The 11,348-nt window shown below is 74.3% G+C and carries 14 protein-coding genes; 11 read left to right on the top strand and 3 right to left on the bottom strand.

The window, feature by feature from the left end:
- The first annotated feature begins 9 nt into the window (after positions 1-9).
- From ACI79H_RS10305 to ACI79H_RS10260, 10 genes are all read left to right on the top strand, one after another.
- Positions 10-489, top strand: a complete 480-nt coding sequence (locus tag ACI79H_RS10305; protein ID WP_456554284.1) for a DUF6325 family protein — start codon at positions 10-12, stop codon at positions 487-489.
- 35 nt (positions 490-524) lie between these two features.
- Positions 525-806, top strand: a complete 282-nt coding sequence (locus tag ACI79H_RS10300) for a hypothetical protein (protein WP_456554283.1) — start codon at positions 525-527, stop codon at positions 804-806.
- Positions 803-1,258, top strand: coding sequence for a hypothetical protein (locus tag ACI79H_RS10295; protein ID WP_456554282.1), 456 nt, complete (start codon positions 803-805; stop codon positions 1,256-1,258). Before ACI79H_RS10300 ends, ACI79H_RS10295 begins: the two co-directional genes overlap by 4 nt.
- Before the next feature lie 95 nt (positions 1,259-1,353).
- A complete protein-coding gene (locus tag ACI79H_RS10290; RefSeq protein WP_456554281.1) occupies positions 1,354-1,824 on the top strand; it encodes a DUF7144 family membrane protein in 471 nt (156 codons plus the stop codon).
- 22 nt (positions 1,825-1,846) lie between these two features.
- Positions 1,847-2,437: an HdeD family acid-resistance protein gene (locus ACI79H_RS10285; protein WP_456554280.1), complete on the top strand. Its 591-nt coding sequence runs from the start codon at positions 1,847-1,849 to the stop codon at positions 2,435-2,437.
- A 22-nt stretch (positions 2,438-2,459) separates the two neighbouring features.
- Entirely contained in the window at positions 2,460-2,729 is a 270-nt protein-coding gene (locus ACI79H_RS10280; RefSeq protein WP_456554279.1) for an SHOCT domain-containing protein, read from the top strand.
- A gap of 153 nt (positions 2,730-2,882) precedes the next feature.
- Positions 2,883-3,380 (top strand): NUDIX hydrolase, encoded by a 498-nt coding sequence (locus tag ACI79H_RS10275; protein ID WP_456554278.1) that lies wholly within the window; start codon positions 2,883-2,885, stop codon positions 3,378-3,380.
- Between the two features lie 156 nt (positions 3,381-3,536).
- Positions 3,537-4,400, top strand: a complete 864-nt coding sequence (locus tag ACI79H_RS10270) for a YhjD/YihY/BrkB family envelope integrity protein (protein ID WP_456554277.1) — start codon at positions 3,537-3,539, stop codon at positions 4,398-4,400.
- Positions 4,401-4,821: 421 nt separating this feature from the next.
- Positions 4,822-5,268 (top strand): DUF7144 family membrane protein, encoded by a 447-nt coding sequence (locus ACI79H_RS10265; protein WP_456554276.1) that lies wholly within the window; start codon positions 4,822-4,824, stop codon positions 5,266-5,268.
- 372 nt (positions 5,269-5,640) lie between these two features.
- Positions 5,641-5,919, top strand: coding sequence for a hypothetical protein (locus ACI79H_RS10260; RefSeq protein WP_456554275.1), 279 nt, complete (start codon positions 5,641-5,643; stop codon positions 5,917-5,919).
- On the opposite strand, the gene ACI79H_RS10255 is transcribed toward ACI79H_RS10260, so the two are convergent.
- The 3 genes from ACI79H_RS10255 to ACI79H_RS10245 all read right to left on the bottom strand — a co-directional run bounded on the left by ACI79H_RS10255 (position 5,916) and on the right by ACI79H_RS10245 (position 9,717).
- Entirely contained in the window at positions 5,916-7,397 is a 1,482-nt protein-coding gene (locus tag ACI79H_RS10255; protein WP_456554274.1) for an MFS transporter, read from the bottom strand. The two genes, ACI79H_RS10260 and ACI79H_RS10255, sit on opposite strands and share 4 nt — an antisense overlap.
- A 23-nt stretch (positions 7,398-7,420) precedes the next feature.
- On the bottom strand, positions 7,421-7,786 hold the full coding sequence (locus ACI79H_RS10250) for a carboxymuconolactone decarboxylase family protein (RefSeq protein ID WP_456554273.1): 366 nt from the start codon (positions 7,784-7,786) through the stop codon (positions 7,421-7,423).
- Positions 7,787-7,869: 83 nt separating this feature from the next.
- Positions 7,870-9,717 (bottom strand): glycoside hydrolase family 15 protein, encoded by a 1,848-nt coding sequence (locus ACI79H_RS10245; RefSeq protein WP_456554272.1) that lies wholly within the window; start codon positions 9,715-9,717, stop codon positions 7,870-7,872.
- Between the two features lie 134 nt (positions 9,718-9,851).
- Here ACI79H_RS10245 and ACI79H_RS10240 point away from each other — a divergent pair, with 134 nt between their 5' ends.
- Complete coding sequence (locus tag ACI79H_RS10240) at positions 9,852-11,339, top strand: SHOCT domain-containing protein (protein ID WP_456554271.1); 1,488 nt, start codon at positions 9,852-9,854, stop codon at positions 11,337-11,339.
- The last annotated feature ends 9 nt before the right edge of the window (positions 11,340-11,348 follow it).

Raw genomic sequence — 11,348 nt, 5'->3', positions numbered from 1 at the left:
GGAGCGCTCATGACCACTCGGCTCGACGAGGCCGCCGTCCTCGACCAGATGGGCCCGGTCGACTTCTTCGTCGTCGCCTTCGACGACGACCGGATGCGGGGTGAGGCGTTCCCGCTCCTCGCGGACCTGGTCGACCGCGGCATCATCCGCGTTCTCGACCTGGCCTTCATCCGCAAGGGCGACGACGGTGGGGTGACGATCCTCGAGCAGGTGGACCTCGAACGGATGGAGGTCCTGGACGCGGCCCTGCTCCAAGGTGCGGCGACCGGGATGCTCCGCCCCGAGGACCTCGCGGAGGCGGCCTCGGCACTGGACCTGGGCACCTCGGCGGGCGTGCTCGTGTACGAGAACGTGTGGGCGGCCCCGTTCGCCGCAGCCATGCGCCGTGCCGGGGGGCACATCGTGGCCACGGGGCACATCCCGATCCAGGAGCTGGTCGCCGCGCTGGACGCGCTGGACGCGCTGGACGCCGCCGAGCCGGCCGGCTGAGCGGCTCGACGCGCCGGGACCCCGGGGAGGTCACGATGAGCGAGGTTCTGCGGCGGGGGCCCCGCCGGCGTCCGCGGTACCGGTACGAGCTGCGCGTCCGCACGGTCCTCGGACCGGCGCTGGCCGCCGCCCTCACGCGGCGCCCGGAGGGGGCGGTCATCCCTCGCGGACCGGCACGCCGGCTGGCCCTCGTCCCCGACGGCGACCGGCCGGTGGACCTGGCCGCGGTGGTGCAGCGGCTCACCGAGTGCGACGTCGCGGTCCTCGAGGTCCGGCGCCGCCCGGCTGCGGTCCTGCCCGAGCGCGGCGTGCCATGAGCACCCTGCCGGTGGTCCTCGCGTGCGCGGCGGGGGCCGTGGCCACCCTGCTGGTCCTCTCCGCCGCCGCGCGGATCCGCTTCCGCGTCCGGCCCGGCAGCTTCCGCTGCCGCCTCTCGGCCGGCCCGTCGGGTCGCCGCCGGGCCGCCTGGCGGGTGCGCAGGACGCGCGCGGTCTGGGTGCACGACGTGCTGCTGGTCCAGGCCGGCGTGCTGCGCACGGGCGTCACGGTGCTGCCCGCCCGGGTCGACCGGGAGGCAGCCGTCCACCGGCTCCCGCCCTACGCGGTCCGCGGACTGGGCCGGCAGGCGGTGGCCCTGCGCCTGACCACGGACGAGGACCGCCCGCTGGTCGTGGCGACCGCCTCCCGCGACCGCACCGCGCTCGCCGGCCCCTTCCTGACCGCGTGCGTCCCCGGAGCGCCCCGTGCACCCCGCGAGCACGGGACCTGAGCCCTCGCCGGTGGTCATCCGCCCGGGATGACGATCAGCCGGTACCGGTGCAGCAGCGTTGCCGTCGACAACACCCGGAACGAGGAGGTGCGGCCATGTCCTTCGCCGCCGGAGCTGCCGACGACGCGTGGCAGCGGGAGCGCGTGCGCCCCTACGCGGACGTCCCGTCCCGGCGCGGCGACGAGCGCCCGGGCACCTCCTGGGCACTGTTCGCGGTGCTGGTGCTGACCATGGTCGGGCTCTTCCACGTGGCGCAGGGCCTGGTCGCGCTGCTCGACGACGGGTCCTTCGCCGTCGGGCCCGACGGGCTGATCGTCGGCGCCGACTACCCCGCGTGGGGCACCGCGCACCTCGTCGTCGGCGTGCTCGCCATCGCGGCCGGCGTGGGGCTCATCGCCGGGAGCACGGTGGCCCGCGTGGCCGCCGTGGTGCTCGCCGCGCTCAGCGCCGTGGTCGCGCTGGCCTGGCTCCCGGCGCAGCCGGCCTGGTCGCTGCTCGTGATCGGCCTCGACATCGCGGTGATCCACGCGGTCGTCGTGCACGGCCGAGCGCTGACGACGTCCTGACCGTCCGACGAGAGGAAGCACCATGACCGCCTCGGCTCCCGCCTCGTACGCCCCGTCGAACCCGCGGAGGCACGCCGGCGCCCGGATCGTGGTCGCCCTGCTGGGCCTGGCCACCTTCGTCCTCGGCGTGGTCCTGCTGGCCAACCCGGTGCGGGCCGCCAACGCGCTCGCGCTGCTCGTGGGCATCGCCTTCGTCGTCGGCGGACTGCTGGAGATCGCCGTCGGCTGGGACGTCGGTCCCCGGTGGGCCGCCGTCGTGCTGGGCGGCATCCTGGTCGGCGGCGGCGTCCTCGCGATGGCCTGGCCGGACGTCACGCTCTGGGTCGTCGCCGCCGTTACGGGCCTGTCCCTCATCGCGCACGGCGTCGGCCGGGTCGTGCTGGCCCTGGCCCTCCGCCGGCAGGTCGACGGCTGGGTGTGGGGAGCGCTCGCCGGTGCCTTCGGCATCTTTTTCGGCCTGCTGGCCCTCGTGTGGCCGCAGGCGACGGTGCTCGTCCTCTGCCTCGTCCTGGGCGCGCAGGTCGCCGCCATCGGCATGTTCGTCACCGCCGCCGCCTTCCTCCCGGTCCGCAGCCGCTCACGGGTGCCGGCGCCGGACGGATCGCCCACCTGACCCACGTCCGGAAGGAGCCGTCATGCCCCTGCTCAGAGGAATCGCCCGCACCGCCGTGGTCGCCGGGACGGCGACCGCCGTCTCGAACCGTGTGTCCCGGCGGCAGGCCGGGCGGTGGGCAGCCCAGCAGCAACGGGACCTCCCGCAGAGCCCGCCACCGGCTCCCGGCCCGGCGGGCACGGACACCGGCACGAAGCTCGCGCAGCTGCGGGAGCTCGGGCAGCTGCACGAGAGCGGAGTGCTCGACGACGCCGAGTTCGCGATGCAGAAGAGCCGGATCCTGGACTCCTGAGGCCGGGGACCTCTGCCGACCGGAGGCGCGGTCATCCGGTCGGGGGGATGGGGCATCGCCACCGGCCGTGGAGGCTCGGGCGGAGCTGTCACCCACCATCCGCTCGGCGTCGGGCAGCGCCCGGCCCGGGACGAGCACGAGTAGAGGTCGAGGATGACCACTGTCAGCCAGGCGGCCGGCACCCGGCGGGTGTACTACCACGATGCCTCGGCGCCGACCGCGAGCGTGGTCACGCCGTCGGTGTTCGTGGCCGTGGTCGGGGACGGAGGCCGACTGCTCCTCGTGCGCCGCTGCGACAGCGGCTGCTGGGAGCTGCCGGGTGGTCGGGTGGACGTCGGTGAGACGGCCGTGCAGGCCGCCGTGAGGGAGGCGGCCGAGGAAGCCGGCGTGCGGGTCGTCGTGACCGGCCTTGTCGGCGTCTTCTCGGATCCCGGCCACGTCATCCGCTCCCGTCAAGGCGAGGTGAGGCAGCAGTTCGCGCTGGTCTTCCGCGCACGGGCCGTCGGCGGAGTGCCGCGAGGTGACGAGCGGGAGACCAGCGCGGCGGCCTGGGTCGGGGTCGACGCTCTCGACCACCTGCCCGTCGAGGCGCCCGTCCGTCTCTGGATCGACGCGAGCCTGGCGGGGGATGACGCGCCTCGGCTCACCTGACGGGGTCGGTCACCGGACGAGACCGCCGGCGCGGCCCCCGGCCGTGCCGGCCGGAGGCCCACTGCAGCGAGGAGAGCGACGCTGATGCGTTCTGGGCTCCGAGCCGCTGGACGGGGACTGTCCGAGACCTTCGCGGGCCGCTGCATCGGCCTGCTCGTGCGCGTCCAGTTCCTCGACCGGGCCATGGCGCTGGCCGCACAGGCGTTCACCGCGCTGATCCCGCTGCTGATCCTCCTCGGGACCCTCGCACCGGCGACCCAGGAAGACCTCCTCCCGGAAGCCGTCATCCGTCGGTTCCGGCTCAGCGACGATGCCGCCGATGCGGTGCGCGCGGTCTTCTCGGCCTCCGGGGACGCGACCGTCGGCGCGTTCTCGGTGGTCCTCCTCGTGTTCTCCGGGGTGTCGTTCGCCCGGCGCCTGCAGCGGCTGTACGGCGAGGTCTGGGAACAGCCACGACAGGGCGGGGTGCGCAATTCCTTGAACGCGCTGCTCGGCCTGACGGTGCTCCTGGCAGGCGTCGTGCTGCTCTACCTCACGCGTGCGCTCGCTCGCGTCCTGCCGTCGGGGTGGCTGCTGAGCGCTCCGGCGACGGCCGTGGCGGCCCTGCTGCTGTGGACGTCCGTTCCCTGGTTGCTGCTCGACCGACGCGTCCTCTGGCGGCGGCTGCTGCCGACCGGAGCGCTCGCCGCGGGCGGCACGGCGGCGTACGGGGTCGTCACAGCCGCCTACATGCCGCCGCTCTTCGCGTCCTACAGCCTGCGCTACGGGCTCTTCGGCGTGACGCTCGCACTCGTGGGCTGGCTGCTCTCCCTCGCCCTCATCGTCGTCTGCGCCGCGGGCGTGGGCGCGGAGATCGACAGGGCGCCGGAGAGCTGGGCGCGGCGGCTGCGCGACCTGCTCCGGATCAGCCGGCCGTCGGCCGGGCCGGCCGTCAGCGTCCCGGGCTGTGACGGCGGAGGGCGATCGACCGGAAGTCCAGCAGGGCGTCGAGGTGGGCTTCGGCGCGTTCCCGGGCGATGAGGGACGCCCGGTCCCCGGCGCGCACCGAACGTGCCCGGGCCGACCGGAGTTCGGCGAGAGCGCCGACGAGGAGCTCGTCCAGCGTCGTCAGATCGGGTTCGGGGTGAGCGGGCGCTGCCATGGTCGGACCTCCGGGGTTGCGCGCTCCGGCGCTCTTCACCGGAGCGGCGCCGGAGCAGCAACCATGGGCCGGCGCCGGGCCGGCCGCCTCGCCCCGGCGTGATGACCCGCCGGACCGCTCCGACGCCCGCCGGGGGGACGCGCCGTCGGGCCCGGCCATGGGCAGGGGAGGTCATGCGCAGCGGATGAGGTCGTGGTGGGGGTGGCGGAGTGATCCTTCCGGGGCCAGGAGCCGAGTCCTCGAACGCCGTTCCCACCGTCCGGGGCGGCCGGACCGAGGCGGACACAGGAAGGCTGCGACATGACGGACACCTCCCAGAGCCGGGCGCAGGCGTCACGCGTCGACCATCCCGAGGAGCACTCCGGCTGGCTCGGCTGGGTCCTCTTCGGGGCGGTGATGCTCATCCTGATGGGCACGTTCCAGATCATCCAGGCGCTCGTGGCCCTCTTCGACGACGGCTTCTACCTCGTCGGCGAGGAGGGCCTCGTCGTCGACGTGGACTACAACACCTGGGGTTGGGTGCACCTGATCATCGGGATCGTCGCGGTGCTCAGCGGCCTCGGCCTCATGGCCGGCAACATGGCTGCCCGGATCGTGGGTGTGGCGGTGGCCTTCCTCAGCGCGCTGGCGAACCTGGCGTTCCTCGCCGCCTACCCGGTCTGGTCGGGCCTGGTCATCGTCATCGACATCGTGGTGATCTACGCGATCGTCGTCCACGGGGGCGCGCTCAAGAACAGCTACCGCTGAGCCCCTCTCGTGCCGCGGGCCGCGCTCGACCGAGCGCGGCCCGCCGGCGCGCGTCCGAGCGCCCGACCGACCGGTCCCGGGGGACGTGCCGCGGTCATCCGGTACGCGCCGCCGCTCGTGCTCGTCGTGACCCGCTGTGGCTGAGGGCGCCGCAGATGCGGCTTCATCCCTCCTGGACGACGTGCACCTCGACCGTGCGAGCGCACGCTCGGGGGACCCCATCGGACGGGACCGTCCCGGCGCGAGGTCGGGGGAGGGACCCGCCCGACGGCCGTGGTCGCCCGTCGCGGCTCCACCGCGGGAAGCCCCTGCGTGGCCGGCGCCCCCGGTCGATGCGACCCACCCCATCGCGGACGAGGAGGAGCCCGACCCATGCGACGTCAGGTGTACGAACTTCGGGTGCGCGGCCGGGTGCCGCAGGAGGTGCTGGAGGAGATCGGCGCGGTGGACCTGGGCGAGGAACCGCCGCTGACGATCCTGCACACCGGGCCGACCGACCAGCCCGGTCTGCACGGGGTGCTCGCGCGCCTGCGGAGCCTGGGCCTGGACCTGCTCGAGGTGCGCTCGACGACGGAGGTCGACCGGATCGAGGACCCGTCCGCCCCGGTGTTCCCGCCGGACACCGGTCAGGGGTGGCCCCGGCCCGTCTAGCCCGGGCCGGCCTCGCCGGCCGGGGACGCCCCGGCAGCGGAGGTGCGGGGGAGCAGCAGAGCGGCCACCCAGCCGAGCACCGCGAAGCCGGCGACCACGACGAGGGCGGTGGCGAAGGGAGGGGTGCCGCTCTCCGCGGCGCCCACCAGCACCGAGCCGGCGATGGCGACGCCGAGCGACGACCCGAGGTTCGAGACGCTCCGGGAGACCCCGGAGATGTCGCCCTGCGACTCCTCCGGCCACGCCGACTGCACGAGGTTGACCGACGCGGTCAGCATCGCCCCGACGCCGAAGGCCATGACGAACAGGCCCGGCCAGAACGTCCAGAGCGCCGAGTCCGCACGGGCGAGGGCGAGCAGCATGCCCAGGCCGGCGAGGGTGAGGGTGAAGCCGGCTCGGATCAGCAGCCGCTGCGGATGGCGGGCGGCCAGGCGCTGGGACATCGCCGAGGACAGCAGGATGCCGATGGTGGCCGGCACCAGCATCAACCCGGTCTGGATGGCCGAGAAGCCGCGCTCCTGCTGCAGGAAGACCGAGATCACGAAGAAGGAGCCCTGCAGGACGAGCCACTGGACGGTCTGGGTGGCCAGCCCGAGGTTGGAGGTCCGGTTGTGCGCGAGGCGGGGGGAGACCAGCGGCGTCCGCCGGTGCGCCTCTCGCCGCCGGACGTGCACCGCGAAAGCGACGAGGAAGACGGCGCCGACTGCGGTGAGGAGGTACACCGGCGAGATGCCACCCTCCGGCACCAGCTCGACGCCGAGGACGGTGAACGCCTGCTTCGCCGCGCCCCAGCCGTAGGTGCCGGACTGCAGCACGCCGAACACCACGAAGAACAGCCCTGCCGCGGACAGCGCCGCACCGGTGCCGTCGAAGGCGGGCCGGGCGCCGGCCAGCGGCGGGTCGTCGATGCGCCGGGCCAGGACGGCGATGGCGACGACGACGAGCACCTGCAGGAGGAACGAGGCGCGCCAGCTGATCGCACTGGTGATGAGGCCCCCGAGGAGCGGGCCGGCCGCGCTGCCGAGCCCGGCCGCGGCGCTGACGACCCCGAACCACTTGGCTCGCTGGGCCATGTCGCTGAAGCACACCGTGACCAGGATGTAGATCGGCGGGATGAGCAGCGCGGAGCCGACGCCCTGGAACAGCGAGTAGCCCACGGTCAGCAGCCCCAGGCCCGGCGCCAGGGCTGCCAGCAGCGCTCCGGTCCCGTAGACGCCCAGGCCGAGGACGAAGCAGCGCCGGCGGCCCCAGATGTCGGTCAGCTTGCTCCCGGGGATCATCAGCGCCGCCATCGTCAGCGTGAACAGCGTGATCGTGGTCTGGATCCCGGCGACGTCGGTCCCGAGATCCTCGGCGATCGTGCTGATGGCGACGTTCATGTTGGAGGCGGCATAGCTGGCGAGGAACTGCGCGAGCGCCAGCGGGAGCACGACGGCGCCGCCCGTCCCCACGCGGCCGGGCGGCGCGGTCCTGGTCATGCCCGACTTCCGTGGTCGGTCGGTCAGCGCGCGCGGAGTTCTGCGACGCCGCCCTCCGTCAGGGCGGCCGCGCCGACGAAGGCCCGCACGATCCCGCCGGCGGCCGACATGATCTGGGCGGTGCCCACCAGCGGGGCCAGCGCCACGAGGACGGACTGCGCCTCCTCCACCGTCACGCCGGCCTCCTCGGCGGCGGCGAGGGTCACCGCGTAGGAGACCGGCGGACCGTCCAGCGCGACCAGCGCGGCCAGGCGGACGAGCACGTAGGTCCGCGGATCCAGGCCGGAGCGCTCCAGCGAGTCGACGTGCATGTCGAAGACCGTGTCGAGGACCGGGCTGTCACCTGCGGCCACCCGGTGGAGGGTGTGCTCGGGGGCGGTCGGGGTCATGGCTCCTCCTCGGGCCGCGGTGGGGGAGACCCAGCCTCGGCACCCCGGGCGGTCGAGGCATCCCCCGTGGAGGACGAGACAGGTCAGCGCCGCGACCGGGCGTCCAGGGCGGCGTCGAGGGCGACGGCGGCGTCGATCAGCGCGAGGTGGGTGAAGGCCTGCGGGAAATTGCCGATCTGCTCGCCGGTGAGCGCGATCTCCTCGGAGTAGAGCCCCACGTGATTGCCGTAGGTCAGCATCTTCTCGAAGGCGGTGCGGGCGTCCTCCGTCCGTCCGGCCCGGGTGAGCGCGTCCACGTAGGCGAACGTACACAGCGAGAAGGTGCCCTCCGAACCGCGCAGGCCGTCGGGGGAGGCCTCCGGGTCGTACCGGTACACGAGGCTGTCGGTGACCAGCTCGCCGTCCATGGCGCGGAGCGTCGATTCCCAGCGCGGGTCGCGCCCGTCGACGAAGCCGACCGTCGGCATCCGCAGCAGCGCGGCGTCCAGCACGTCGGTGTCGTAGTGCTGCACGAACGCCTCCCGCGAGGCGTGGAAGCCGCGGTCCATGACCTGCCGGTAGACGGCGTCCCGGGCGGTCGTCCACCGCGCCACGTCCGCCGGGAGCCCGTGCTCGAGGGCCAGCCGGATCCCGCGGTCGAAGGCCACCCAGCACATGACCCGGCCGTAGGTGAACGCCTGCCGCCCACCGCGGGTCTCCCAGATGCCCTCGTCGGGCTGGTCCCAGTTGTCGGTCAGCCAGTCGAGCACGCCGCACAACGCCGTCCAGCCCTGGTAGGGGAGGGGGAGCCCGGCCTGCACCGCGGCGTAGAGGCTGTCGAGCGCCTCGCCGTAGATGTCCAGCTGGAGCTGCTCGGCGGCCCCGTTGCCGATGTGCACCGGAGTCGAGCCGCGGTACCCCGACCAGTGCTCGAGCGTGTCCTCCTTGAGGTCGGAGGAACCGTCGATGCGGTACATGATGTTCAGCGGGCCGCTGTCGCTGCCGATGCGCTCGCGCACCCGGTCGCCCAGCCACCGGGCGAACCGGCCGGCCTCCTCGGTCATCCCGAGCCGCAGCAGCGCGTGCACGGAGAAGGAGGCGTCGCGCACCCAGGTGTAGCGGTAGTCCCAGTTGCGCTCCCCGCCGACCTGCTCGGGGAGCGCGGCGGTGGGCGCGGCGACGAGCCCCCCGGTGGGCGCGTAGGTCATCAGCTTCAGCGTGATCGCGGACCGCTGGACGGCCTCCCGCCAGCGGCCGGTGTACGTGGACCCGGCCACCCAGGACCGCCAGTAGCGGACGGTGTCCTCGAACAGCTGCCGGATCTCCGCGACGCGGATCTCCCGGGCGCCGCCGGCCGGTGCGGACTCGAGCACCAGCCCACGCATCTCACCGGCCTCCAGCGACAGGGACGCGTGCACGTCGCCGCCGTCGGTCTCCACCCGGGCCTGGCGAGCGTCGCCGGGCTCGCGGACCACGTGCAGGGCCAGGGTCGTCCCGTTGGAGCGGAAGACGACGCCGGACCCGCCGAGCTGCGTCTCGTGCGGGTGGCGGCCGTAGTCGAACCGGGGGGCGACGTCGATCTCGAAGTCCACCCTGCCGCGCACGCACTGCACCATGCGCACCAGCCGGTGCGTGCCGGTGGCGGTCTCCCCGGCCGGCGGCATGAAGTCGACCACCTGGCCCATCCCCGCCTCGGTGAAGAAACGCGTGACGAGCACGGCGGTGTCGGGCAAGTACATCTGCCGGGAGGTGAACCCGGCCCCGCCCGGGCGGATCCGGAAGTGCCCGCCCTCCTCCGCGTCCAGGAGGGCGCCGAAGACGCTGGGGGAGTCGAACCGCGGGCAGCAGAACCAGTCGACCGAGCCGTCCGTCGTGATCAGCGCGGCGGTCTGCAGGTCGCCGACGATCCCGTGGTCGGCGATGGCGGTCTCGGGAGCAGCCAGGGAGGTCATGGGTAGACGGTCCGGTCCGCGGAGGGACGGCGCCTCATCCGGCCGGGGTGAGGAAGCGCCGACGCCGCCGGGGCCAGGCTGACCGCCTGTCCTTCGGGCGCCCGGTTCCGCCCGTCCGCCGTGGAGGCCCCACCATGCGCAGGTTCCTCGCAGGGCTGCTGGTCCTGGTCAGCGCCATCAGCCTCGTCCTCGCCAGCACGTCGCTGTGGACGCGGCAGAACGTCGTCGACACCGACGCCTTCGTCCAGACCGTGGAGGACGTCGCCGACCTGCCCGAGGTGGAGGCACGTGTCACCCAGCGCGTGACCGAGACCGTGATGGACAACCCCGAGGTGCAGCAGGCGGTCGACGACGCGCTGACCGCGCTCCCCGAGGGCCTGCAGCGGTTCCGGCCGACGGTCGAGAACGGCATCCGCACGCTCGTCGCCACGGGCGTCGCCCGGCTGCTCACGAACGACCCCTTCCGGCCGCTGACCACCGCGGCGGTCACCTCTGCGCACGAGCAGCTGGTCTCGGGGGAGGCGGTGGAGTTCACGCTCGGCCAGGCCAAGGAGCGGGTGCCGGAGTCGCTGCAGGACGGCATCGCCGGTCAGGTCCTCGAGCTGCTCCCCGACGACGTCGGCGTGACGCTGCTGTCCCCGGCGGAGTCACCGGAGATCTACGACGCGATCGACCTGCTGGAGTCGGTCTGGTGGTGGCTCGGTCTGCTCGCGCTCGCCTGCCTGGCCGGAGCTCTCGGCGTCTCCCGCCGCGGGCGGGGAACCCTGCGCGCCTGGGCGGTGACGACGGTGGTGCTCGGCTGCCTGGTCCTCGTCACGCTGCGGCTGGCCAGGGGACGGGTCGTGGCGGGCGCCCGGCCGGACAACCGGGACGCCCTGGGAGCGGTCTACGACCTGGTGGCCGGCAGCCTGCGGGTGTGGACGCTGTGGCTCGTCGCGTGCGCGCTGCTGGTCGTCGTGGCCACCCTCGTGTGGGGGCGGCTCGGGTTCGTCGCCGGCGTCCGGCACGCGACCGCGGCCGCCCGGCGCTCGATGGCCGAGCGGCGAGCGGCGTCCGCGCCGGCCGCGTCCGCCGACGGGGCGCCGGCCGTCGTGGCGACGGGGTCGTGGGGGCAGCGCGTCGCGGCCGCCACGCGCGCGTTCGTCGACAGCCTCGACCTGCGCTCCCGCGCCTCCGGGCTGGGGGCCACCGTGCGGTCACGCTACGGCCCCGCGCGCTGGACCGGGATCGCGCTCGGCGCCGTGCTGCTGCTGATGTGGCCGGACCCGACCCTCTCCGTGCTCGTCTGGATCGTCGCGCTGGTGGTGCTGTACCTGTGGGCCCTGGACTGGCTGCGGGACCAGGCGCCAGCTCCGCAGGACAGCGCTGCCGCGGACGTCGCGGGGCTCCCCGCCCGAGCCGAGGGCCAGCCGTCGGTGCCCGTGCCGCGGCCGCTGCCCCACGGCGACACCGACGAGCCCGCCGCGCCCCCGTCGCTGACCCCCGCGGTGCTGACCCCTCAGGCGCTGGCGGTCCTCAACGAGCGGCTGGACCTCCTGGTGCGACTCGGCGCCGCGCACGACAGCGGTGTCCTCACCGACCAGGAGTACGACCGGGAGAAGCGCCGCCTGATGTCGGTGTGAGGAGCGTCG

It is taken from the genome of Blastococcus sp. SYSU D01042, assembly GCF_054050515.1.
Note: the sequence above shows the minus strand (reverse complement) of the source record. Positions and strands in the feature narration are given on the sequence as shown.

Bases quoted from the DNA above. Each gene is read 5' to 3' on its own strand.
- ACI79H_RS10305 (WP_456554284.1), top strand. From the start codon at position 10: ATGACCACTCGGCTCGACGAGGCCGCCGTCCTCGACCAGATGGGCCCG.
- ACI79H_RS10300 (WP_456554283.1), top strand. From the start codon at position 525: ATGAGCGAGGTTCTGCGGCGGGGGCCCCGCCGGCGTCCGCGGTACCGG.
- ACI79H_RS10295 (WP_456554282.1), top strand. From the start codon at position 803: ATGAGCACCCTGCCGGTGGTCCTCGCGTGCGCGGCGGGGGCCGTGGCC.
- ACI79H_RS10290 (WP_456554281.1), top strand. From the start codon at position 1,354: ATGTCCTTCGCCGCCGGAGCTGCCGACGACGCGTGGCAGCGGGAGCGC.
- ACI79H_RS10285 (WP_456554280.1), top strand. From the start codon at position 1,847: ATGACCGCCTCGGCTCCCGCCTCGTACGCCCCGTCGAACCCGCGGAGG.
- ACI79H_RS10280 (WP_456554279.1), top strand. From the start codon at position 2,460: ATGCCCCTGCTCAGAGGAATCGCCCGCACCGCCGTGGTCGCCGGGACG.
- ACI79H_RS10275 (WP_456554278.1), top strand. From the start codon at position 2,883: ATGACCACTGTCAGCCAGGCGGCCGGCACCCGGCGGGTGTACTACCAC.
- ACI79H_RS10265 (WP_456554276.1), top strand. From the start codon at position 4,822: ATGACGGACACCTCCCAGAGCCGGGCGCAGGCGTCACGCGTCGACCAT.
- ACI79H_RS10260 (WP_456554275.1), top strand. From the start codon at position 5,641: ATGCGACGTCAGGTGTACGAACTTCGGGTGCGCGGCCGGGTGCCGCAG.
- ACI79H_RS10255 (WP_456554274.1), bottom strand. From the start codon at position 7,397: ATGACCAGGACCGCGCCGCCCGGCCGCGTGGGGACGGGCGGCGCCGTC.
- ACI79H_RS10250 (WP_456554273.1), bottom strand. From the start codon at position 7,786: ATGACCCCGACCGCCCCCGAGCACACCCTCCACCGGGTGGCCGCAGGT.
- ACI79H_RS10245 (WP_456554272.1), bottom strand. From the start codon at position 9,717: ATGACCTCCCTGGCTGCTCCCGAGACCGCCATCGCCGACCACGGGATC.
- ACI79H_RS10240 (WP_456554271.1), top strand. From the start codon at position 9,852: ATGCGCAGGTTCCTCGCAGGGCTGCTGGTCCTGGTCAGCGCCATCAGC.